The sequence below is a fragment of the Tenacibaculum agarivorans genome, assembly GCF_001936575.1.
GTDB classification, from domain to species: domain Bacteria; phylum Bacteroidota; class Bacteroidia; order Flavobacteriales; family Flavobacteriaceae; genus Polaribacter; species Polaribacter agarivorans.
In genome coordinates this window covers 1-24,189 of the sequence record NZ_MSMP01000012.1, presented here as the reverse complement: position 1 = coordinate 24,189, position 24,189 = coordinate 1, and the positions used below count along the sequence as shown (strand labels likewise).

Sequence of the window (24,189 nt, the reverse complement as noted above, 5' to 3'; positions counted from 1 at the left end):
TTATATATTAATCAAATGATTGGCCTTCATCTTCAGATGCCTTTTGCATCGCTAAGAATTCTTCTGGAGTTAAATCTCCGTAATAGTAATAAATCGGATTTACAGCTCTACCGTTTCGATGCACTTCATAATGCAAATGAGCAGATACCGATCTTCCTGTATTACCTACATAACCAATAATATCTCCTCGTTTCACCGTTTGTCCTTTTTTCACTCCTATTTTACTCATATGAGCATAAATGGTTTTATAACCATATCCATGTTCAATGTAAACCACTTTACCAAAAGTAGCACTTCTGTTTGCTCTAGAAACTGTTCCATTTCCTGAAGCATAGATTGGTGTTCCTTTAGGTGCTGTAAAATCCATTCCTTTATGCATTTTACGAATCTTTAAAATCGGATGCATTCGCATTCCGTAACCCGAGGCCATTCGTGTTAAATCTTCAGCTTTTAAAGGCTGAATTGCTGGTATAGAAGCTAACATTTTTTCTTTTTCTTTAGCTAAATTTACGATTTCGTCTAACGATTTAGACTGCACTACTAATTGTTTAGACAACACATCTAGCTTTTTCGTCACATCTTTAATCATTTCAGAGTTATTAAAACCTTCTAGATTCTTGTAACGATTTACCCCTCCAAAACCTGCTTTACGCTGCTCATCAGGAATAGGGTTTGCTTCAAAATACGATCTATAAATATAATTATCACGCTCTTGTAAATCGGATAATACCTCCGATGTTTCTTGCATTCTTTTACTTAATAGCTCATAATGTAATTTCATATTTTCTAATTCTCTCTTCTGTGCTCTTTCAGAAGGAGACTCTAGAAATTGACTCAATACCATAAACCCCAAAAAAGCGGTTAATCCTATACCCAATACGACTATAACGCTATTTTTGAACTTATCTCGTTTTCTCAGCGATATTTGCTGATACGACAAGGTATCTGGATCGTAATAATATTTTACTTTTGCCATATGACCAAATGTAGTACTTTTGTGTCCTTTTAAGGGACAGCTTTTATATAAGTTAGACATGCAAATTTATAAAATGTTTCAAAACTTAGCGTTTTCCCTTTTTTTATTAGAATTTTTTTAACGAAATAACCCATGAAATCTCAAGAAATTAGAACTAAGTTTTTGGACTTTTTCAATTCAAAACAACACGAAATTGTTCCTTCTGCTCCTATGGTCTTAAAAAATGACCCAACCCTAATGTTTACTAATTCGGGTATGGCGCCATTCAAAGAGTTTTTCTTGGGCAACAACACTCCTAAAAGTACTAGAATAGCTGATAGTCAGAAGTGTTTACGTGTTTCTGGAAAACATAATGACTTAGAAGAAGTAGGTTATGACACCTATCATCACACCATGTTTGAAATGCTAGGAAACTGGAGTTTTGGTGATTATTTTAAGAAAGAAGCTATCGCATGGGCATGGGAACTACTAACTGAAGTCTATAAAATTCCTAAAGATATTTTATACGTTACCGTTTTTGAAGGTGATAAAGAAGATGGCACAAAAATGGACCAGGAAGCTTACGATTTATGGAAACAACATATTTCTGAAGATCGTATCTTAATGGGAAATAAAAAAGATAACTTCTGGGAAATGGGAGATCAAGGACCATGCGGACCTTGTTCTGAAATTCATGTTGACATTCGTTCGGCTGAGGAAAAAGCTAAAATTGATGGAAAATCTTTAGTAAATGAAGATCATCCTCAAGTTGTTGAAATATGGAACTTAGTTTTCATGCAATACAATAGAAAAGCTAATAAATCTCTAGAAGAATTACCTGCAAAACATATTGATACAGGTATGGGATTCGAGCGTTTGTGTATGGTTTTACAAGACGTACAATCAAATTACGATACTGATGTATTTACTCCATTAATTCGAGAAATTGAGACAATCACTTGTGTAAACTATGGAAATGATGAAAAAATAGACGTTGCTATTCGTGTAATTGCTGATCACGTTAGAGCCGTTTCTTTTGCTATTGCAGACGGCCAATTACCTAGTAATAATGGAGCCGGATATGTAATTCGTAGAATCTTAAGACGTGCTATTCGTTACGGATTTACTTTCTTAAATCAGAAAGAAGCTTTTATTTATAAACTATCAGAAACTTTATCTCATCAAATGGGAGAAGCTTTCCCTGAAATAAAAAAACAAGCTACTTTAGTTCATAATGTAATTAAAGAAGAAGAACAATCGTTTTTAAAAACTTTAGAACAAGGACTTCTTTTATTAGACACTGTTATTCAAAATAGTTCTTCTAAGGAAATTTCTGGACGTAAAGTATTTGAATTAAAAGATACTTATGGGTTCCCAGAAGATCTTACAGGTTTAATTTTATCTGAAAGAGGATTTTCTTATAACAAATCTGAATATAAAATTGCATTAAAAGAGCAACAAGAAAGAGGTAGGCAAGCTACTGCACTTGCAACAGATGACTGGGTTACTTTAATTGAAGATGAAGTTGAAGAATTTGTTGGTTACGATACTTTAAGCGTAGATGTAAAGTTAACTCGCTATAGAAAAGTTACCACTAAAAAAGATGGTGACCAATATCAATTAGTATTCAACATGACACCTTTTTATCCTGAAGGAGGAGGACAAGTTGGAGATAAAGGTTTCTTAGAAGATGCGCATGGTGATGTTGTTTATATTTTAGATACTAAAAAAGAGAATAATGTTATTATTCACTACGCTAAGAATTTACCAAAGCATTTAAACGAATCATTTAAAGCTGTAGTTAATGATGAGTATAGAAGATTATCTGCAAGCAATCATACAGCAACGCATTTATTACACCAAGCATTACGTACTATTTTAGGAACACACGTAGAGCAAAAAGGTTCTTTAGTGAGCCCTAAACATTTACGTTTTGATTTTTCTCATTTTTCTAAAGTTGATGCTGATCAGTTAAGAGAAATTGAAGAGTTTGTTAATGCTCGTATTCGTGAGAACCTTCCATTAGAGGAAAAACGAAATATTCCAATGCAACAAGCTATAGACGAAGGTGCAATTGCATTATTTGGTGAAAAGTATGGTGATAGTGTAAGAGCTATTAAATTTGGTCAATCGATGGAACTATGTGGAGGAACACACGTACAACAAACAGGAGATGTATGGTATTTCAAAATCAAATCTGAAGGTGCAGTTGCAGCTGGAATTCGTCGTATTGAAGCTATTACTAATATGGCTGTTGGAGAATATTTTGAGGATGTTGAAACTAAATTTAATGCTGTAAAAGAAGTATTAAAAAATCCTAAAGATTTAGCTAAAGCAGTTACTACTTTACAAGATGAAAATACTACGTTAAAGAAACAAATAGAACAACTTCTAAAAGATAAGGCTAAGAATATGAAAGGTGATTTAAAAAATCAAATCACTGAAATAAATGGTGTAAACTTCTTAGCTACACAAGTTGACTTAGATCCAGGTAGTATTAAAAATTTACTATTTGAATTAGGTGGTGAAATCGATAATTTATTTGTCTTATTTGCAACAGCACCATCTAAAGAAAAAGCCATGTTGACTTGTTATATTTCTAAAGATTTAGCGAATGAAAAAGGTTACGATGCTGGTAAAGTTGTTAGAGAGTTAGGAAAATTAATCCACGGTGGTGGTGGTGGACAAAATTTCTTTGCTACTGCTGGAGGTAAAAACCCTGGTGGAATTCCTAAAGCTTTAGAACGTGCTAAAGAGTATGTAAGCTAGAAGTTGGAAGTTGGAAGTTGGAAGTTGGAAGTTGGAAGTTGGAAGTTGGAAGTTGGAATAATATTAAAATTAAAAAATCTAAGGTTATCATAGCTTTAGATTTTTTTATTTTTACAAATATGAAAGAGAAATTATCACACTATTGGGAACAATTTGGTTTTTGGATCTATTTTATTGTATACAAAGTAATAGAATATTTCTACGGAGATACAATTTCATTTTATTATGAAAAAATTCCTAAACCTGTTATTACTTCCGCTTTACTTTTACTACTAATCTATTTTATCTACAAGGCATTTACCCCAACAAAAGAAAAGCCTGAAGTACTATTCATTCCTTCTGAAGATGATTATGATTCTAAAGATGGAAGTCTAGGCATTTCAGTATTTTTAATTATTGGATTTATCATATATGCTTCAATATTCGATACGTTCAATATAAATTATATTATACTTTTCTTAATTGTTTTAGTTAACACCATGGGGGGAATTTTTTTAAAAAAGACAGCTTCATTCCAAATTAAAGAGGGACAAATCACTTTTAAGAACGGTAAAGAAGAACGAATTTTTAAAGCTTCAGAAATTACGTCTATGGAAATTTATCCGAATCAAATTCATCTTCACAAGGAAGATTCAAAGGAAGTGTTACTATTCTTATCCTTAGACAAAATTGATTTCCAAAATATCAAAACGTACTTTAATAAAAGAGTCCCAGAAATTTCAGCTACATTAGCATCTCCTGTAGTGAACTAAATTGATCCATGGATTTACAAACTAAAATACGATTACAAAAACAACCTCATCATCAAATTGATTATCATTCAAAATTACTGCTTTTAGGATCTTGTTTCTCTGAAAATATTGGAAATAAACTTTCATATTATAAGTTTCAATCAGCTCAAAATCCATTAGGAATTTTGTTTCATCCAAAGGCTATTGAACATTTAGTTTTAAACTCAATTAATGCTAAAGAATATACTGAAGACGATATTTTTGAATTGAACGAACGTTGGCATTGTTTTGATGCACATTCTCAATTAAGCAACAACGTTAAAGAAGAACTGCTTCAAAACTTAAATGAAGCTATAAAAATAACTAAGCAACAAATTACCAACTCAACGCACATTATAATCACCTTAGGAACAGCTTGGGTCTATCGTTTTATTACTTCAGATACTATTGTTGCTAATTGTCATAAAGTTCCTCAAAAACAGTTCTTAAAAGAATTATTAACTGTAGAGGAAATTAAAGCTATTTTAGAGAATATTTGCGCTTTAATTACAACTGTAAATTCAAAAGCATCCATCATTTTCACTGTTTCTCCTGTCCGTCACTTAAAAGATGGTTTTATTGAAAACCAAAGAAGTAAAGCACATTTACTTGCTGGAATTCATGAAGTAGTAAATCCTAGAAAACAACAGTATTATTTCCCTTCCTATGAGATTTTAATGGATGAACTCCGTGATTATCGATTTTATAAAGAAGATATGATCCACCCCAACCAAACGGCTATTCATTATATCTGGGAAAAGTTTTCCGAAACTTGGTTTAGTGAAAATACGATGCAAACCATAACCAAAGTAGAAGAAATTCAAAAAGGTTTGGCACATAAACCCTTTAACCCAAATTCTGAGGCACATCAAAAATTTCTAAAAAAGTTAAAAGAAAAAAAGGAAACGCTTGTAAAAATATTTCCTTTTATGGAGTTTTAATATGTTTTAAGGTTTAAAAACCTAACCGATTCATGATCTAAAAACTCAAGATCTAAATAAAATATTTTTTTTGTTTTTGTAGCACTCTTCTGAATTTGTTCCTTTTCTATAAATATCTTGCCCCTTTTTTGCTGTAAAAAGCTCATTCGCAAAGTAACTTCATCTAAAGGAATTTTTCCTGATAATTTATATGATTTTTCTTCAAAATTAAAATCTAGTTTCAAAGTTGAGTAAAACTTTGTAATCTCTTTATCCTTATGAAATTTATTACTTAACTGATAAGGGTTTGAATAATCGGTATACTTTTTATCATCTATTTTATTGTCATAGACATCTACCGCGACATGTTCACTATAATGAAAACCTTCTACTATTATGTCTTCTAAGTCTATTTCTTGGCATTCTTCTTCTCTAATTAAAGACTCTAACTTATATAGTTTACGTTGTTTAATTTGAGCTGAAACTTTCTTTACCAAAAATAGGATGAGTAATACTCCGAAAATTAAAAAATATATGTCCATAGCAACTTGGAATACAATAACAGTTTAATGACAAAATTAGTCGTCATTAAACTGTAAAATATTGTTCTTATTTTTATAAATATTGATCAACGTCTCCCCAAGGTCCACCGTTGATTATATCTATTCCTTGACCTTGTAAAAACTCTGTTGCTCTTCCACTTCTCGCTCCACTTCTACATACTGCAATCACTGGTTTATCCCATGATTTAATTTCTTCTACATGATCAGGAATCGTATCTAAAATAATGTGCTTAGCTCCTTCACTATGTCCTTCATTCCATTCTGCTAAAGTTCTTACATCTAATACAACTGCACCTTTTTCTAAGTACTCTTGAATTTCGTTTGCCATATTTTTCTTTCTAAATAAATTAAATAATTTCATCATTACACTACGTGTTCATCAAGAAGTAAAGATAATCCATCTTCTATTAATGTTGCATACCCTTCATTAACTTTTAATGCCTCTAGATAGTCTTTAATTGATTTTTGAACATCATAATTTTTTTCCACAGCTAATTCATACAATTCTAATGCCAATAACCAATCTTCATTAAATTGTTCTTCTAGTATATGAAATATCCCTAAAATTTTAGCTTCAGAAATAGTATTTCCTACTCTCATTTGTCGTACTTCCTCATACAAACCATACAATTCTCTATCAGAAGTAGAATAATTTATTTTGTGTGTTTTGGTTTCGGATACTTTTCCTAGATCTTCAAAAGAATTTACATCTGCAGGACCTGCATAAGCTGAAATTATCTCTACTCCTACAGCCATATCATAAATTCCCCAATCTGGATGAAAAAGAATCGTATCAAAATGCGTAACTGTACAGTTTTTAAATGAAATTAATTGAATTCTTCCCCTCAAATCTCTAGTTCCAGTGATCACTTCTCCCTCTACTTTAACGCCTCCTTCAAATTCTAAACTTACTGTTTTACCTTCATAAATACCATAAGCCTCTAAATCTCTAGGGCTCATATTTTCAATAGCAATATTGATCCCTTTCAATTTACCTATTGGGCTTCCAAAACCTTCAGCATGGTAATGCGTTCCATGACCAATTAATTCTTTGTCTCTATTGGCTAAAGCAGTTCCACCTGTAGTTTGAATATAGATAGGTTTATTATTTGTGTCTACTATGACATTTGTGAAAACTCCGGAAACTTGAATTCCAGTACTCAATTCTATAGTTCCTAAATTTTTAGAATCTATTAATTTAGTGATTCCACTTAAACCACCTTTTCTTATTCCCATCGTATTTGCATACTGCTCCAACACTAAACTTAAATATGCAAAGTCAGGTGTAACAAACAACTGTGGTTGTGGTTTTGTAATATCAAAAGAAACATTAGATGCTTCTAAAGTATATGGGAGTTTTTTAACTGCATCTTGCATACACCACTTGCTTTCTCCTATAGAAGAAAGTAAACCTGCTCCATAGATTTTAGGGTTTTCAACAGTTCCTATTAGGCCATATTCTACTGTCCACCAGTGTAAATTTCGAATTTGAGCCATTTCTGATAACTCTCCCATATTATTCTGTAACCACTCAACCTTTTCTTGTGCTTCTTTAATTTCTTTTTGAGATGAGTTTGGATTTTCTTTTAAAATAGAAAGCAATCGAATAGCTTCGTACATTTCATAATCTCTTGAGGAAGAAATTGCTTTTGCTCCTATTTCTCCAAAACGTCTTAAATATTCTGCATATTCTGGATTCGCTATAATAGGGGCATGTCCTGCAGCTTCATGAATAATATCTGGTGCAGGTGTATATTTGATATGATCTATAGTTCTCATATCAGAAGCTATTACCAAAACATTGTATGCTTGGAATTCCATAAAAGCATTAGGCGGAATAAACCCATCAACAGACACAGCTGCCCAACCTATTTCTTTTAATATTCTATTCATACCTGCCATTCTTGGAATAGTATCTATAGAAATTCCTGTTTTGTCTAATCCATTTAAATAAGATTCATGAGCAACCTTACCTAAATAATCTACATTCATTCGCATTACATAACGCCAAACAGCTTGGTTTTGGGCAGTATATTCATCATAAGGTTGTTTTACCACAAACTTATGTAAATGTTTAGGCAATTTTTTAGTTACTTCATTTAACTCAAAGTGACTTGTCATAAGTTTAAAATCTTGTTTTAATCAGCATATAAAAATACTGATTTCGTAATTAATAGCCTGAAAATATTCAAATTTTGTATCTTTATACATAACACAAAAAATCAAAGAAAATGAGGAGAGGAGGATTAAAATTCCGTTTATTGATTGGTCTTGTTATAGTAGCTTTTGCCTATTTAAGAAAATGTAGTCAACGACAGGAAAACCCTTATACCGGTAAAATACAAACTATAAGTTTAAGTCCCGATCAAGAAATCGCTATTGGCATACAACAAGCACCTGCCATGGCTAATCAACATGGCGGCTTATACCCTAACAATGAATACCAAACATACATTGATAGAATTGGTCAGAAATTAGTAGATAATTCTATAGCAAAACGATCTGCCTATAAATACGAGTTTCATTTATTAAGAGACGATAGAGCTATTAACGCTTTTGCGTTACCTGGAGGCCAAATCTTTATCACTTATGCATTATTTGGCAGACTTGTAGATAATGCTGGTAGAATTAATGAAGACATGGTGGCTGGTGTATTGGGTCATGAAATAGGACATGTTTTAGGAAAACATTCTAACGAACGCATTAGCGAAGCTAATTTTTGGAAATTAATAACCATGGGAGCTTCTGTTGGTGCTGATATGGGAAATTTAGCAAATAGTATTGGACAAAACACACTACTTAAAAATGGTAGGGAAGACGAGCTTGAAAGCGATGAAATTGGCGTGAAATTAATGATTGATTCTGGTTATGACCCACGTTACTTAATTAATGTTATGGAAATTCTTAAAGCTGCAGCTGGCCCCAACAGAGTACCAGAATTTCAAAGCACACATCCTGATCCAAAAAATAGAATTTTAAAAATAAAAGAAGCTATTAGGAAGTATTCCCGATAGTTTGACTCCAATTTTTATCCTACAAAATTACAATTCTGAAGAAATCTTAATAATTCGTAACATTTAAAATTATAAGATTACTTCATTTATTTTGATAAGATATTTTCTTCTAATTTTATATTGATATTTAAGATTTGATATTTTTCAATCTTTGTTTTAGCTTCTTATTCTCAATCTCAATTTTATGTAACCAGTTTTCTGATTTCTTAATTTCTTTCGCCATTTGAGAAATACTGGAACTTAGATTCCCTGAATCCATTGCTTTCTTCATCTTTTCCTTTTTATTCTTTAATTCTAATTTTCCAATAGAAAGAATCCTTTGATTCAATTTAATTTTTTTCATCAAACCACTTGATTCCTTTTTTATTTTAATATGGTTGCGTAATCTTTTATTTGTTCTTGTTGATGAAGCAACAACAACATTTCCCTCTTTATGTGTAGAATTCTTTTTATGATTCACAGCAACAACTTCTACGTCATTTTTTTGTTCTGTAATTTCTTTTATCCCAGCAATTGCTTGAGGTGAAGTTTTTAATTTCTTTAGATTTTCTTTCTTTTTTGTAATACTATTATCCAACCTTATTAACTTATTTTCAAGAGTTTCAATTTTTGCTTCTCTTCTATTTATTTCTTCTAAAGATATTATCCCTTTCTCCTTCTCTTCATTTAATTGATCTGTAATATTTTGTAAATTTTCGAAGCCCTTGACTAATTCCTCTAAATTAGTTTTAATTTCTGCCTCTTGTTCTTGAATAGATTGACTGGTACTCTGAGAATACCCCCCTTGGTTTAACACTATTATTAAAAAAATAGCAATTCTAAATACTTTCATTTGATAAAACATTTAACGTTTACATACTTATAATTTGATATGTGTTTTTAGACAACTAGTTTTTAGATTGGTAACCTATTTATAAAAACTATAAATACTGACCAATCATTCCTATTTATCACTTGGGGGAAAGAATAAACTAATTGTTGGGGGAAGTAGAATTATTATCCTTTACGTGGGGGAAGAAAAACTAATGACATGCTACACTTAGCACCTGTAGATCATTAGAAACAAGACAATTAACTCTGATATAAAGGTAATAAAAAAAATTAACTCAATCATTTTTTACAAAATCACAGATAATTGTCTTAAAAACTGAATATATCAATAGATAATTTTTTAACATTTATACCGTTCACTATGTATCACCTATAAATCAAGCTACTACATAAAGAAAATAGTAGCCTCTTTATGTATTTTATTCTATCATGACTAAAACTGAGGAAGAAGATTTACCTATTTTGGTAACTGGATTGAGCTCTAAAATATATAATGCATTTAGAAGAAAACTAATTGCAAATAATTCAGATCAGTTTAAATTAAAACTGCTTGAAGTAACTAGAAAAAATGCAGACTTCAATAAAAATAACTTTATAAAAAAAAACAACCTTGATTCTAAACGATTTAATTCTACAAAATTTGAACTTTTTCAAGATTTAATTCATCACTTAAAAATTTCTGAGCATCAGTTTTCTGAAATAAATCTGTTTAATGAACTTATTGAATTAGAAATCCTTCTAGAAAATGCATTATACATTAAAGCAAAAAGAAAACTCAATAAAATTAAAAAGATAGCTTACGAACAATGTGATTTCGATTTATGCTGTAAAATTCAAAGAAAAGCTATAGAACATCGTTTTTTCAACTATGAAAAAGGAGAAAATAGTTTTAATGAAGGAATAGATGAACTTAAAGAGTATATCTCTCTGGCACAAAACCTAAATTCTTACAAAGTTCTTTCAGAACAAATAGCTGAATTACATTATCAATTTTTAGATAAGAGAGTTGAGGATAGTATTGTTTTATTGAACTTTAACACTCATCCTTTATTACAAGATGTTAATGACGCAAAATCTGTGTTAGCTGTGTATTATTATTACAGGGCAAAATCATTAATCCATCTTGGAAATAATGATTTTCATGAGGTGAAAAAATATTCCATGCTAGCTTACAGGCATTTAAATGAAAATAAATCAATATATAGAGATGATTTTGTTTTAAAATTTAAGGCGCTAAACAACTACTTAGATTCTAGTATGAATTTAATGGAGACTGAACCTTTTGAAAGAATACATCCTATCATAGAAGATCTTATTAAAAAAAACAAGCATAAATTCAGTAGTTTTAATGATGCCTTCATAACTCAAGCAAACAATTGCTTAGTTTTAAATTACCTATGGATCAAAAAAGATTTTACACGATTTTCTGAAATTGTGAATTATATTCTAATTACTTATAAAGATCATAAAACTATGATTAGTCCTAATTTTAGAATAGAGATCCTTTTATGTATCGCTCGAATGTATTTTATTAATGGAGATTTAAAAGAAGCTAATTATTATTGTAAAATATTAACTGATGAAAAAACGAATCCTACTTCTTTAATCATGTCTTGTGGTAATATATTAAGAGTAATGATTCAACACGATTTGGGAGATTTTCAACTTATTTCACACCTCATAAGCACGAGTAAATATTTCTTAAAAAATAACGAACGTTTATTTAATCTAGAACGTACTTTTTTAAATGGATTACAAAAAATAAAACCTTATTTATCAGACTCTGAAAAATATTTATTGTTTAAAGAACTACATAATAAAATGAAAACTAAGATTGAAGTTACTGCTGACTCAATATTGGATAAAAAAATTGGAATTTTAGATTGGATCGAGTCTAAAACATAAATAATCAACCACTTAATTTTCTTTACTTAAAAAATTTAACACAACCAAAATACTAGTTAAGACACTAAAAATCAGTACACTAAACCTAGAAGTATTTATTTAAACCATAAAAAAAGGAAAATATACATGTAAAAAGTTTTTTTATAAAACTTAAAATAGAGTGCATCTTTGAAAATACAACTGACTTATTACAAGACTTAGTTGATTTTAGATAACTATGTAAGTTTTCCTAACGAAGAGTGAAGTTAATAAGCTTCACTCTTTATTATTTTAATATACCACATAAAAAAAGCGATGCTATAAAACATCACTTCTTATGAATCTAAAGTAATCTTAAGATTCTTTTAATTTTTGTAATTCTTCCTTCTTAGATTTGATTTCACTTTCTAATGTATTCAACCTTTTCTCTATTCTATTGATTATCGATTCTTTTCTAGCAATATCCTCTTCTGTTAACTTACCTTCTTTTTTTGCTGTTTCTAATTCTGTTTTCTTCTTTTGTACTCCTTCTCTTCCACTTGTTAACATTTCTTCATTTACACTAATATCATCTTCATACTCCATCATTTTTATTCTTTTCTCTTCAGATATTTTGTCATCAATAGCCTGTTGTTCCGCTTTCAGCTTGTTATCAAGCTGCGCCAATTTTTCGTTCTTTATACGAAGTGCTTCTAATTGTTTGTTATAAGCCTCTTTACTTTCTTGAATCTCTTGTTCTAATTTTTGTCTAGCTTGTTCTAATTCTTCTTCTCTTTTCATTAAGTCATCAGCATTCCTTTTTTCTATTCTTGCTACTTTTACAACCTCTTTTATTGATTCAGAACTTTGTACTTCTTCTTTTACTCCATATACAGACGCTTTAAACTCTTTAAGTTCTTTCTTTTGCCCTATAATTTTCTGATCTAATTTACTCAGTCTTCTTTCTACATTTAGAATAATATTTTCTTTTCTAGCAATTTCTTCTTTAGAAGCCCTTCCTTTTTGTTTATCCTTAGCTAATCGAGATTTAATTCTTTCTAGACCTTCTACTCCACTAAGTAAAATTTCTTCATTTACACGAATTTCTTGTTCCTTACTTTTTATCGTTCTTTTATCTTCTCTAGAAATATTTTGAGTAAAAGCAGTTTGAATATGTAACCCCATAAAAACTACGAAAAGGATTACAGTTTTTAGTACCTTCATGCTATATCTATATTATAAAAATTCAACATTATATCATGTTAGATCCATTTTGACCCAAAAAGTCACTAACAATCTGTTTTTAAGGCTGCAAATTTACTAATAATAACGACCAAAAGATATTACCTATGTTTACTGATGATGTAACATTTCAATATATTTAGCTACAAATAAGTAAACATTAAATTATTTTGCTATGGGATATGGAGGAGCTGTATCAGCTATGATTACTAGTCTAAAAAACAATAAACGATCTCGTAAAAGTGCTATTAAAAAACTAAAAGAACGCGGATATTTAGGTCATAAAATTTCAAATCAGTTGCACTTCACAAAAGAAGCTACACCAAAACAACTTGAACAAATTCGAAATAGAATTCGTAAAGAAAACCAGAAGAAATTGTTAGTACACCTATCTGTGATCGTTACCTTTTCTTTAATCGCCTTACTCGCAATCGGTTTCGTTAAATTTTAGGTACAGATTCTAAATCTTTAGTACTTTTACGTATCAAACGTTACCAAATGAACAAGAAAGTTATTTTAATGATTTTGGATGGTTGGGGAATATCTCCTAATCCAGAAATTTCAGCTGTAGATAAAGCCAATACCTCTTTTATTGATTCTTTATATGAGAAGTTTCCTCATTCTGAATTACGAACAGACGGTGAATTTGTTGGACTTCCAGAAGGACAAATGGGAAATTCTGAAGTAGGACATATTAACTTAGGCGCAGGTAGAATTGTGTACCAAAATTTAGCCAAGATTAATAAAGCTGTTAAAGAAAACACCTTAGCTAACGAAGAAGAATTGGTTAAGGCTTTTAAATATGCTAAAGAGAATAACAAAAATGTTCATTTGTTAGGCTTAATTTCTGATGGAGGAATCCATTCTCACATTGATCATGTAAAAGGATTACTAAAATCAGCTGATGAATTTGGTTTAGACAACATCTACTTACATGCTTTTACTGACGGAAGAGATACTGATCCTAAATCTGGTAAGGGTTTTATTGAAGATATTGAAAAGTACATGGCTGAATCTACGGGTTCTTTAGCTTCTATTACAGGGCGCTATTATGCCATGGATAGAGATAATCGTTGGGAACGCGTTGCTTTAGCTTACAATGCTATTGTTAATGGTGAAGGAACAACTTCAACAAATGCAACGGAAAGCATTGCAACAAGTTATGCGCAAGATGTAACTGATGAGTTTATAAAACCTATCATTATGGTTGATGAAAATAATCAACCTAAGGCTACCATTTCAGAAGATGATGTTGTGATCTTTTTCAACTTTAGAACTGATAGAGGACGACAGTTAACACAAGCATTGAATCAACAAGATTTCCCTGAACAAAATCTTAAGAAATTACCATTATACTTTGTGACTATGACAAATTATGATGCTACTTTTGATGGAATTCATGTGATTTACGACAATAAAAATATCGAAAATACTTTAGGAGAAGTATTAGCTAATGCCAATAAAAAACAAATTCGAATTGCAGAAACTGAAAAGTATCCGCATGTTACATTCTTCTTTTCTGGAGGTAGAGAAAAAGAATTTGATGGTGAAAAGAGAATTTTATGTCCATCTCCAAAAGTAGCTACATATGATCTTCAACCTGAAATGAGTGCTTTTGAAATTAAAGACGCTATTATTCCTGAATTAGAAAAAGGAGAAACGGACTTTGTATGTTTAAATTTTGCTAATGGAGATATGGTAGGACATACTGGAGATTTTGAGGCAGCTGTTAAAGCTTGTGAAGCCGTAGATACTTGTGTAAATCAAGTTGTAACTAGTGCATTAGAAAACGGATATACAACTTTACTCATTGCTGATCATGGAAATTGTGAGACTATGATGAATGCAGATGGATCTCCTAATACTGCGCATACTACAAATCCTGTTCCTTTAATTGTAATCGATAAAGAGTTAACTTCAGTAAAAAATGGAATTCTAGGTGATATAGCTCCTACAGTATTACATTTAATTGGTGTTGAAAAGCCTCAAGAAATGACACAGAATTCATTAGTCTAAAGTAAAAAACGACAAGAATATAAAAACATTAAGCAATCGATGAATAGAAACTTATCATTATAGGTTTCTATTCATCGATTTTTTTTGACTTTACAAATTAACTTTTAACTCTATTTTCATGAGAAAAAATAATTAAAATACTTGGCAAAAGTAATATCCAAAAACCTGATTTAGGGATTATTACACCTCCAAAAATTGCCAAATAAAAAATTATCCAACCGATTGTTTTCGGAATTTTTAATTTCTGTTTTTCAATAAATTTAAAGGCTAATCCTAAAATAATAAACACTACTCCTGTAGTAAAAAACCAAATAGCCCAACCTCTATCTGCTCCTGTTCCTGAATTGAACAAACCCTCAAAAAACATTTCTTTAAACACCCTAAAGAACTTAATTGCACCAAGCAAAACGTGCAAAACACCTATTATTAAAACAATAAATCCTACTCTATTTTTCATTCTAAATTATTTTTTTATTTTTACTTTCAATTCGAAAGCAAAAATAAAATAACTTTCCAAATGAAAGTAAAAAAAGAAGCATCTAATTTCAGATCTAACTGCCCTTTAAGTTTAGGCCTAGATTTATTTGGAGACAAATGGAGCTTACTAATTGTTCGTGATTTATTATATTATAAAGAGAGAACATTTAAAGATTTTTCTTTAGCTAAAGAAAAAATTTCTTCCGCAAGGCTAGCTAATAGATTATCAAAATTGGAAGATTTAGGTATACTCACTAAATCTAATCATCCAACAAATAAAAAAGTTTTTATTTACAGACTTACACAAAAAGGTGTAGACTTAGCTCCTATTATAGCAGAATGTATGAGTTGGTCTTATACTTATTTCAACGAATATCTTTCCGACGAGATAAAAACAATTATAAAAGCCTATAAAGAAAACCCAAAACAAGTTTTACAGCAATTTAAATCAAATAAATAATTATGTCAGTTTATCAAAAAATCGCAAAAATTGGAGGCAAAATATTTGCTCAAAAAACGTTATTTAAATATGGTTTTAATCTATCTCCCATGTATAGAAGAAGCACAGCTAAAGTAATCTTCGTTTCGGATGATTTATTCAATGTTAAGATAAAACTACCTCTTAATTATAAAAATAAAAATTATGTAAACTCTATTTTTGGAGGTAGTATGTTTTCTGCTGTTGATCCAATTCCAATGGTTCAATTAATTAATATTATCGGAGATGATTATGTAGTTTGGGATAAATCTGCCGAAATATTTTTTAAAAAACCTGCTAAAGAAAATTTATACGCAAGCTTTTCCTATACCAAGGAAGAAATTGAAGAGATTAAACAAAAAGTAAGTAGAGAAAATGAAATAGAAATTACTAAAACTACCAAACTGGTAGATTACAATACAACTACAACATACTGCGAAGTAATTAAGACCATTTATATTGCTGACAAAAAATATTATAAACAAAAAAGAAAATTAGCTCGTAAAAAATAATACCCCACTACATGTTATATGGAATGAATCATCCACAATTTAAACACCAAATGTTTCTACGAATGCAGTATATTTGCACTTAGTTTATTTTGTAAAACATGATTATACCTAAAACTAGAGAAGAAATAGAAATCATGCGTGAGAGCGCATTAATAGTTTCTAAAACATTAGGAATGTTAGCCAAAGAGGTTAAGCCTGGTGTTACTACTTTATATCTTGACAAGCTTGCAGAAGAGTTTATTAGAGATCATGGAGCTATTCCTGGATTTTTAGGTTTATATGATTTTCCAAATACTTTATGTATGAGTCCAAATACTCAAGTAGTACATGGGATTCCTAATGACACTCCACTAGTAGAAGGTGATATTATTTCTATTGATTGCGGTGCATTAAAAAATGAATATTATGGAGATCATGCGTACACTTTCGCCGTTGGAGAAGTTACTCCTGAAACTCAACGGTTATTAGATATCACAAAAGAGAGTTTATATGTAGGTATTCGTCAATTTAAAACAGGAAATAGAGTTGGTGATGTTGGTTATGCCATTCAACAATTTACAGAAAAACACGGTTATGGTGTAGTTCGTGAATTAGTTGGCCATGGTCTAGGTAAAAAAATGCATGAAGATCCTGAAATGCCAAACTATGGTCGTAGAGGAAGAGGGAAAAAGTTTGTTGAAGGTATGGTTGTAGCCATTGAACCTATGACCAATATGGGAACGCATAAAATAAAATTCCATAAAGACGGTTGGACTGTTACTACTTTAGACAACAAACCTTCAGCTCACTTTGAGCATAATGTTGCAATTATAGACGGAAAACCTGAGTTATTATCTACTTTCCAATATATTTATGAAGCTTTGGGTATTGAGAGCGATGAAGAAAACGAGTTTAGACAATAACAACTATCTTTACGTATAGATTAATTAATATTTCCAAATGAAGCTTTCACTTCAAAATATAGGTATTTTATCTTCTGCTGACATTAGTTTAGATGGTATAACAGTGATTACTGGAGAAAATGACTCTGGAAAGAGTACCGTAGGTAAAGTACTATACGCCATTGTTAGATCTTTTAACAATCTCGAAGAAAGTTTCAACAACTCTAAACTTCAATACATTGGTAATAAATTTGAAGATTTAACAAATTTAATGTTAAGATTAGAGTCTTCTGATATTGATAATTTTAAATTATTAGCCAAAGTATTTAGCGATAGTATATTTTCTAGTTATAAACTATTAAGAAAGGGTAACGATGTAGATGAAATTACAAACAGTTTAAATAAATTAAAAAACGAACTTAGCGTAATTAAAAACAGTTCAATAAAGAATAACATTTTATCTACTATAGATGAAATAACTGAAAATCAAAATATAGATTTAGATTCTATTAAACTTTTAAATTTTGAATTATCAGAATATTTTAAAAATGAGATAGGTAATCAGTTTACCAACAAATTTTCAAAAAACAAAAAAGCATCTATTGAATTTGAAACTTCAATAGACAATGTAGCTTTTAAGACAGAAGAAAATAGCGTAAGCGTAAATAAATCACCACAAAACTTCCCTTTTAAGGACGTTATTTTTATAGAATCTCCATTATTTTTAAAAAGAAAAAGTAAGGAATTTAACTTTGCTTCTCTTAGAGATAAAAACAATTACTTAAATTATAAAATCAATCAAAAAAACAGTTCAAAAACCATATTCTCTGATAACTCAAAGAAAATCAATCTTTTAAATACAATTATAAAGGATATTATTTCTGGAGAATTTACATTCAATTCAGATGATGAATTAGTTTTTACTAAAAATGAGCAAAATTTTTCTCTTAATAGTGTTGCTACTGGACTAAAAACTTTTGGGGCAATTCAACTACTCATTGAAAATGGAACGTTGAATTCAAATACATTATTAATCATTGATGAACCAGAAGTACATTTACACCCAACATGGCAAGTTAAATTTGCTGAAATTTTAGTTCGTTTATCCAAAGATTTCGCAATTCCTATTGTATTAACTTCTCATAGTCCTTATTTTATTGAAGCTATTGAAGCATACACTATAAAACACGAATACAAAGAGGAAACAAACTTTTATTTTGCAAAAAAAGATAAAAAAGGAGAAAGTTCTACAATTACCAATATTAATGACAACTTAAATATTGCTCTTAATTCTATTTCTGAGGCCTATTATACATTACAAGAAATAAGAGATGAGTTATACTGATATAGAGCAACACTTTTCTAATAACATACCGAGAAAGCCTTATTCAGAATTATCTCTTGATGATGATACCCAAACTTCTCTTGTTAGTTCTGCAAAAACCTCATATGATTTTGATGAGGTTAGCAATGAAATAAAAACATCGGATACGATTATATTCAATCAAAATAAAATTTCATTAGTTGAATTTAAAAATGGAAATAAGGTAAAAGAAATTGAAATCAGACTGAAATGTTCGGAATCTATAATAAGTTTAACTAATTATATTTTAGAAAAAGGTGTTGTAAACTCCTTCTGTTTTCCTAACCAACTAATTCAATTCTACTTAGTTTTTAATAAAGAAAAAATTACAGGTACACAACTCATGAATTTTAGTAATATTCAAAGAAAACTTCAAAGAGAATATGCTAATTTCTATATCAAACTAGTTATCTTAAATCAAGATCAATTTAAAAAAGTCTTTAAAATATGAAACTTTTTAAAACTATTTTAAATACTATTCCAAGACCAATTTTAATCAAAGCGAGTTATCTAGTTCGTCCTTTTATGAGTTGGTGGTTGAAGGGAAGTAATTTTACTGATCCTATTGATGGAAAATCATTCAAAAAAATGTTGCCTTATGGATATGAAGTACAACGTGAAAATGTGCTATCTCCATCTACTCTTTCTTTAGAAAGACATCGTTTACTTTGGTTGTATTTACAAAATGAAACAGATTTTTTTACTTCAACAGAAAAGAAAAAACTATTGCATATTGCACCAGAGCAATGCTTTTTAAAACAGTTCAGAAATCAGAAGAATTTAGACTATATAACTTCCGATTTAGAATCGCCTATTGCTGATGTTAAAGCAGATATTTGTGATTTACCTTTTGAAAATGCTTCTTTTGACATGATCTTCTGTAATCATGTATTAGAGCATATTCCTAATGACACTAAAGCTATGCAGGAGCTCTTTAGAGTATTAAAACCTGGTGGTTGGGGAATATTTCAAATTCCTCAAGATTTAAATCGTGAAATTACTTTTGAAGACGATTCTATAACTGATCCAAAAGAAAGAGCAACAATCTTTGGACAATACGATCATGTTCGTGTGTATGGAAGAGATTACTTCAACAAACTACGTTCTATTGGTTTTAAAGTAGAGGAAGTAGATTATACAAAAAAAATCTCAGCTGAATTGGCTAAAAAATATGCATTAGCCCAAGGAGAGATTCTTCCTGTTTGCTTTAAAAATTAGTTTGAGAACTCTTTTATTTCACCCTCAGTATTTGTAAAAAGTAGTACTACTTTTAGTTCTGGATGACTTTCTAAAAAGTTTTTTGTTTTCTCTAATCCCATTGCCATAAATGCTGTAGCATAAGCGTCTACGTCAGCGCAATCTCCTTTCAATAATACTGAGGCACTTAATAAGTTATTTTCTTGTGCTAATCCTGTTTTTGGATTCACAGTATGGACTATTTTTTCTCCCTTACTATTTACCTTAAACTTTCTGTAATTACCTGAAGTTGCCATTGACTGATTGTCTAACTCTATAGTTCTAGATTGGCTACGAGATCCATCCGTGTTCGGATCGTCAATAGCTACTTTCCACAATGAATTTCTTGGACTATTTCCTCTTGCCCTAATTTCTCCACCAATTTCCACTAGATAATCGGTAATATTTTTTCCTTCTAAAAAGCGTCCAACCACATCAATACCTGAACCTTTAGCAAAAGCGTTTACATTGAACTCAATTTCAGGTTGTTTGATGATTTTTCTATCTTTTAATTTAATTTTTTCAAATCCAGTAATATTCATCAACACTTCAATTTCTTCAGCAGTCAAATTCTTTTTTTCTTTTCCCGATCCAAATCCATAAGCATTGATCAACTTCCCAATTGTTGGATCAAAATATCCATCCGTTTCTTTATAAATTCTCTTAGCTTTATGAAAAGCTTCCACAAAATAATCATCAACTACAACTGTGCTATCGTTCTGATTAACCTTAGATATAATAGAATTAGGAATATAGGTTGATAGCGAATTATTAAAAGCCTCAAAGATTTCATCAATTGGAGCTTGATAGTTTACAGTACTCTTATAAATAATATTATAAGTAGTTCCGAATACATTTCCTTGCAACTTAGTGTACTCTTCTTTTTTTTTCTCAGTTTGACAGCTAAATAGCACTACTGTTAAAAAAAATAGCACTATCTTCAATTGTTTTTGCATAGTTAATTTATAATTATTTAACAAAAATAGACTAATCTATACTAAAATAGCGTTAACATAACCTGTAATAACATCATTTTTTTAAATTTGTCACTTATACTAACTAATATTACGATGAAAAAAATAGCATTATTCCTATCTGTAGCTTTCTTATTAGCATCATGTGCCTCTAGTAAAGAACTAGAAGCTTTAAAAGCAAAACATGAACAAACTAAAGATGAGTTAGCTACTGTAAAAACAAACTTAACAAAGTGCTTAGTAGAAAAAGAAAAGTACGAAAGTAGATCTAAAGATTTAGAATCTAGAGTGGATGAGCTAAAAAAAGATAAAGAAAACACCATTCAACAAGTTGAAAACTTGACTGTACTTACTAAAGGTGCTAATGACAACATTAAAGAAACATTATCACAATTAAGTAAAAAAGACAAGTATATCAACAAAATTAGAGCTGCCGCTTCTAAAAAGGATTCCTTAAACCTTGTAGTTGCTTTTCACTTAAAGAAAGAATTACAAGCAGGTATTGATGATGAAGACATCGAAGTAAATGTTGAAAAAACAGTAGTATTTATTTCTATTTCTGATAAATTATTATTCAAAAGTGGAAGCTATACTATAACTGATAAAGCATCTAAAGTTTTAGCAAAAGTTGCTACTGTAGTTAACGCTCAGCCTGAAATGGATGTAATGATCGAAGGGCATACTGATGATACTCCAATGAGTACTGCTGCTGTAAAAGATAACTGGGATTTAAGTGTAAAAAGATCAACTGCTATTGTTAGAGAACTACAAGATAAGTACGAAGTTGCTCCTCAGCGTTTAATTGCAGCTGGTAGAAGTAGTTTTGTTCCTTTAGTACCTAATGATTCTCCAGCAAATAAAGCAAAGAATAGACGTACAAAAATTATCATTTTACCACGTTTAAATCAGTTCTTTGATTTATTAGACCAAAAAGTAGAATAAATAGCCCCATATAAAATCATAAAAACCACCTTAATTAAGGTGGTTTTTTTATGAGCTTTAGAAAAAAGTAGTACTTTAGATCTAAGCATATACATTTATCAACATTTAAAATTTTTAATGATATAATGGAATTCGAAGAAAAAGTAATTACCTATAAAGATCGAATTGTTTTTATAAAGTTATCTATGCCTTTTTTCAACAGAACATTAAAAAATTATGTTGAAGAAGAAGCTTGTTTTATGTTTGTTAATAAAGGAGAGGTTAACGTAAGAACTCCAGAAAAATATCTTACCCTTAATAAAAATACAGCTATGATTGCGAAATGCTTGAACTATTTTTTTGAGCCTAGCAATAACAAAGAAAGTTGTAAAGACGGTATTGAATCCATTGGTGTTTTTTTATATCCATCATTAGTAAAAGACCTATTTGACTTAGATGTTACTACCTCAAATTATAGAGTAGATTATAACGTAAAACAGGTACAGGTTGATTTAATGTTAGAAAACTTCAAACAAAGTATTGCTATTTTATTAGAAAATCCAGAACTCGTAGACGATGGCATTATAAAAACCAAGTTAAAAGAATTCATACAATTGGTTATCAAATCTCAAAATGCTCCTTCTCAATTAGATTTTTTAGCAGCCTTATTTCAACCAAATCAAACGGAATTTAAAAAAGTAATTCAACAAAATTTATATGCAAATCTTACTATTAAAGAACTTGCATTATTAACCCATTTAAGCGAATCTTCTTTCAAAAGAAAATTTAAGGAAGTTTTTCAAGAAAGTCCTAAAAAATATTTAGTTAGAAAAAAGTTAGAACAAGCCGCTGAGTTGTTGAAATCAAGTAATAATCGAATTTCAGAAATAGCTTATGATGTTGGTTTTGAATCCGCTTCGACTTTTAATCGAAATTTTCAAATGCATTTTGGTAAATCGCCTTCTGCATATCGTTTGAACTAAATTGAGCAATCTTTGACCTAAACTAAAAAGTTTTCCTTTTAAAACATCTGGACCTTTGTATTGAACTAAAATCAAAGGTTATGAACAGTTTAAAATTCTTAAAAATCTATTTATTCGTATCAGGATTATTACTATCTATTATTGGTACACTTACCGCTTTTAACCCTGTAAAAATCAAAGCTAATGAAGGTATTGAAATAGCGGGGAATGCTAGCGCTTTAAATGATGTCCGTTCTTTTGGAATATTATTAATAGCTACAGCTATTTTAGCTTTTTCAGGGGCTTTAAAAACTTTTTTCACAAAAACTGCCTCTATAGCTATACCTCTATTGTTTATTGCTTTAGGTGTAGGAAGAATAATCAGTATAATCCTAGACGGAATGCCTTCTGATGGCATGGCAAAAGCCACTGTATTAGAAATCATTTTAGGGACTATAGGAATAGCACTCTACTCAATTAATAAAAATAAATACCTTGAAAATTAAAGATATGAATACTTCAATAATGATTACTGGAGCGAATGCTGGAATTGGTAAAGAAACTGCCAGACAATTAGCACTCGACAAAAACACAGAACTTATTTACTTAGCTTGTAGAAATTTAGAAAAAGCTAAAGCTGCTCAAAAAGAATTGACACAAGCTACGGGAAGAGATATTTTTAAAATCATAATTATGGATATTTCAAAACTCACAACAGTAAAACAAGCAATTTCTACGTTATCTGAATCAATAGATGCTCTAATTATGAATGCTGGTGGCACAGGGGGAAAAACTCCTGAAAAACTCACAAAAGATGGTGTTACGGAAATAACAGCTGGAAATCTTTTAGGTCATGTGGTATTAGTTGATGAATTAATAAAACACCAAAAGCTAAATAATGTTGCTCTTTTTGCGAGTTCTGAAGCAGCAAGAGGAGTTAAACAAACAGGAATGAAACGTCCTAATTTAGAAAGTAACTCAGTAGAAGAGTTTATTTCAATTTTTAATGGCACAAAATTCAAGGATAATTTTGATGCTATGCAAGTTTATGGATGGATTAAATATGGTGGAACTTTATGGATGAGTAGTATGGCTAGAAAAAATCCAGACATCAAATTCATCAGTATGAGCCCAGGAGGCACTAGAGGAACTCAAGGAATGGATGATTTACCTTTTGTAAAGAGGGTACTTCTTAAGCATATTGGAATGAAATTGATAATGCCTTTACTGGGACTATCTCACTCTGTTCAAGAAGGAGCAAAACGTTTTGTGGAAGGGATTAATAATCCTGAATTTGAAAGTGGAACATTTTATGCTAGTAAAGAAAATTTACTCACTGGAAAAGTAATTAATCAAAGTACTATCTGGGAAAATTTTGACAATCCTTCTTTCCAAACAAACGCAGATAAAGCAATTCATAGTTTTGTATAAAAATGATAACA

The 24,189-nt window shown here is 30.2% G+C and carries 25 protein-coding genes; 17 read left to right on the top strand and 8 right to left on the bottom strand.

Annotated elements, in window-relative coordinates; genetic code table 11:
* Positions 1-7: 7 nt before the first annotated feature.
* On the bottom strand, positions 8-976 hold the full coding sequence (locus BVC87_RS10860) for a M23 family metallopeptidase (RefSeq protein ID WP_075342516.1): 969 nt from the start codon (positions 974-976) through the stop codon (positions 8-10).
* Between the two features lie 132 nt (positions 977-1,108).
* Here BVC87_RS10860 and alaS point away from each other — a divergent pair, with 132 nt between their 5' ends.
* Genes alaS through BVC87_RS10845 form a run of 3 tightly spaced genes read left to right on the top strand, consistent with a single transcriptional unit; the run spans position 1,109 to position 5,435 of the window.
* Positions 1,109-3,724, top strand: coding sequence for an alanine--tRNA ligase (gene alaS / locus BVC87_RS10855; protein ID WP_075342404.1), 2,616 nt, complete (start codon positions 1,109-1,111; stop codon positions 3,722-3,724).
* A gap of 17 nt (positions 3,725-3,741) precedes the next feature.
* Positions 3,742-4,476: a hypothetical protein gene (locus tag BVC87_RS10850; RefSeq protein WP_075342403.1), complete on the top strand. Its 735-nt coding sequence runs from the start codon at positions 3,742-3,744 to the stop codon at positions 4,474-4,476.
* Positions 4,477-4,484: 8 nt separating this feature from the next.
* A complete protein-coding gene (locus BVC87_RS10845; protein WP_075342402.1) occupies positions 4,485-5,435 on the top strand; it encodes a GSCFA domain-containing protein in 951 nt (316 codons plus the stop codon).
* On the opposite strand, the gene BVC87_RS10840 is transcribed toward BVC87_RS10845, so the two are convergent.
* From BVC87_RS10840 to BVC87_RS10830, 3 genes are all read right to left on the bottom strand, one after another.
* Complete coding sequence (locus tag BVC87_RS10840; RefSeq protein WP_075342401.1) at positions 5,432-5,956, bottom strand: hypothetical protein; 525 nt, start codon at positions 5,954-5,956, stop codon at positions 5,432-5,434. The genes BVC87_RS10845 and BVC87_RS10840 overlap by 4 nt on opposite strands.
* A gap of 73 nt (positions 5,957-6,029) precedes the next feature.
* Positions 6,030-6,341, bottom strand: coding sequence for a rhodanese-like domain-containing protein (locus BVC87_RS10835; protein WP_317041732.1), 312 nt, complete (start codon positions 6,339-6,341; stop codon positions 6,030-6,032).
* Positions 6,341-8,098: an aromatic amino acid hydroxylase gene (locus BVC87_RS10830; protein ID WP_075342400.1), complete on the bottom strand. Its 1,758-nt coding sequence runs from the start codon at positions 8,096-8,098 to the stop codon at positions 6,341-6,343. Before BVC87_RS10830 ends, BVC87_RS10835 begins: the two co-directional genes overlap by 1 nt.
* Positions 8,099-8,208: 110 nt before the next feature.
* On the opposite strand from BVC87_RS10830, the gene BVC87_RS10825 reads away from it, so the two are divergent.
* Positions 8,209-8,991: a M48 family metalloprotease gene (locus BVC87_RS10825; RefSeq protein WP_075342399.1), complete on the top strand. Its 783-nt coding sequence runs from the start codon at positions 8,209-8,211 to the stop codon at positions 8,989-8,991.
* Between the two features lie 127 nt (positions 8,992-9,118).
* Here BVC87_RS10825 and BVC87_RS10820 read toward each other — a convergent pair whose 3' ends face one another.
* Positions 9,119-9,823: a hypothetical protein gene (locus tag BVC87_RS10820; RefSeq protein ID WP_075342398.1), complete on the bottom strand. Its 705-nt coding sequence runs from the start codon at positions 9,821-9,823 to the stop codon at positions 9,119-9,121.
* 428 nt (positions 9,824-10,251) lie between these two features.
* On the opposite strand from BVC87_RS10820, the gene BVC87_RS10815 reads away from it, so the two are divergent.
* Entirely contained in the window at positions 10,252-11,727 is a 1,476-nt protein-coding gene (locus BVC87_RS10815) for a hypothetical protein (RefSeq protein ID WP_075342397.1), read from the top strand.
* A 333-nt stretch (positions 11,728-12,060) separates the two neighbouring features.
* On the opposite strand, the gene BVC87_RS10810 is transcribed toward BVC87_RS10815, so the two are convergent.
* Positions 12,061-12,909: a coiled-coil domain-containing protein gene (locus tag BVC87_RS10810; protein ID WP_143569761.1), complete on the bottom strand. Its 849-nt coding sequence runs from the start codon at positions 12,907-12,909 to the stop codon at positions 12,061-12,063.
* A gap of 193 nt (positions 12,910-13,102) precedes the next feature.
* Between BVC87_RS10810 and BVC87_RS10805 the strand changes: the two genes are divergently transcribed.
* Positions 13,103-13,378, top strand: coding sequence for a hypothetical protein (locus tag BVC87_RS10805; RefSeq protein ID WP_075342395.1), 276 nt, complete (start codon positions 13,103-13,105; stop codon positions 13,376-13,378).
* Between the two features lie 47 nt (positions 13,379-13,425).
* Positions 13,426-14,943, top strand: a complete 1,518-nt coding sequence (gene gpmI / locus BVC87_RS10800; protein WP_075342394.1) for a 2,3-bisphosphoglycerate-independent phosphoglycerate mutase — start codon at positions 13,426-13,428, stop codon at positions 14,941-14,943.
* A gap of 97 nt (positions 14,944-15,040) precedes the next feature.
* Here the strand turns inward: gpmI and BVC87_RS10795 are convergent, their stop codons facing one another.
* Positions 15,041-15,400, bottom strand: a complete 360-nt coding sequence (locus BVC87_RS10795; protein WP_075342393.1) for a DUF6463 family protein — start codon at positions 15,398-15,400, stop codon at positions 15,041-15,043.
* Positions 15,401-15,460: 60 nt separating this feature from the next.
* On the opposite strand from BVC87_RS10795, the gene BVC87_RS10790 reads away from it, so the two are divergent.
* The 6 genes from BVC87_RS10790 to BVC87_RS10765 all read left to right on the top strand — a co-directional run bounded on the left by BVC87_RS10790 (position 15,461) and on the right by BVC87_RS10765 (position 19,872).
* A complete protein-coding gene (locus BVC87_RS10790) occupies positions 15,461-15,880 on the top strand; it encodes a winged helix-turn-helix transcriptional regulator (protein ID WP_075342392.1) in 420 nt (139 codons plus the stop codon).
* 2 nt (positions 15,881-15,882) lie between these two features.
* The gene (locus BVC87_RS10785) at positions 15,883-16,410 is read left to right on the top strand and encodes a DUF4442 domain-containing protein (protein WP_075342391.1); all 528 of its coding nucleotides are present in this window, start codon (positions 15,883-15,885) and stop codon (positions 16,408-16,410) included.
* Positions 16,411-16,508: 98 nt separating this feature from the next.
* Positions 16,509-17,312 (top strand): type I methionyl aminopeptidase, encoded by an 804-nt coding sequence (map, locus tag BVC87_RS10780; protein WP_075342390.1) that lies wholly within the window; start codon positions 16,509-16,511, stop codon positions 17,310-17,312.
* A gap of 37 nt (positions 17,313-17,349) precedes the next feature.
* On the top strand, positions 17,350-18,636 hold the full coding sequence (locus BVC87_RS10775; protein ID WP_075342389.1) for an AAA family ATPase: 1,287 nt from the start codon (positions 17,350-17,352) through the stop codon (positions 18,634-18,636).
* Entirely contained in the window at positions 18,623-19,105 is a 483-nt protein-coding gene (locus BVC87_RS10770) for a hypothetical protein (protein ID WP_075342388.1), read from the top strand. The genes BVC87_RS10775 and BVC87_RS10770 overlap by 14 nt, the downstream gene beginning before the upstream one ends.
* On the top strand, positions 19,102-19,872 hold the full coding sequence (locus BVC87_RS10765) for a class I SAM-dependent methyltransferase (protein WP_075342387.1): 771 nt from the start codon (positions 19,102-19,104) through the stop codon (positions 19,870-19,872). Before BVC87_RS10770 ends, BVC87_RS10765 begins: the two co-directional genes overlap by 4 nt.
* On the opposite strand, the gene BVC87_RS10760 is transcribed toward BVC87_RS10765, so the two are convergent.
* Positions 19,869-20,846 (bottom strand): FAD:protein FMN transferase, encoded by a 978-nt coding sequence (locus tag BVC87_RS10760; protein ID WP_075342386.1) that lies wholly within the window; start codon positions 20,844-20,846, stop codon positions 19,869-19,871. The genes BVC87_RS10765 and BVC87_RS10760 overlap by 4 nt on opposite strands.
* A gap of 114 nt (positions 20,847-20,960) precedes the next feature.
* Between BVC87_RS10760 and BVC87_RS10755 the strand changes: the two genes are divergently transcribed.
* From BVC87_RS10755 to BVC87_RS10740, 4 genes are all read left to right on the top strand, one after another.
* Positions 20,961-21,806 carry an OmpA/MotB family protein gene (locus BVC87_RS10755; RefSeq protein WP_075342385.1) on the top strand — a complete coding sequence of 282 codons (846 nt, stop codon included), beginning with the start codon at positions 20,961-20,963 and terminating at the stop codon, positions 21,804-21,806.
* Positions 21,807-21,931: 125 nt separating this feature from the next.
* Entirely contained in the window at positions 21,932-22,768 is an 837-nt protein-coding gene (locus BVC87_RS10750) for a helix-turn-helix domain-containing protein (RefSeq protein ID WP_083629394.1), read from the top strand.
* 80 nt (positions 22,769-22,848) lie between these two features.
* Positions 22,849-23,253, top strand: coding sequence for a DUF4345 domain-containing protein (locus tag BVC87_RS10745; protein WP_075342384.1), 405 nt, complete (start codon positions 22,849-22,851; stop codon positions 23,251-23,253).
* Positions 23,254-23,257: 4 nt separating this feature from the next.
* Positions 23,258-24,178: an SDR family NAD(P)-dependent oxidoreductase gene (locus tag BVC87_RS10740; RefSeq protein ID WP_075342513.1), complete on the top strand. Its 921-nt coding sequence runs from the start codon at positions 23,258-23,260 to the stop codon at positions 24,176-24,178.
* The last annotated feature ends 11 nt before the right edge of the window (positions 24,179-24,189 follow it).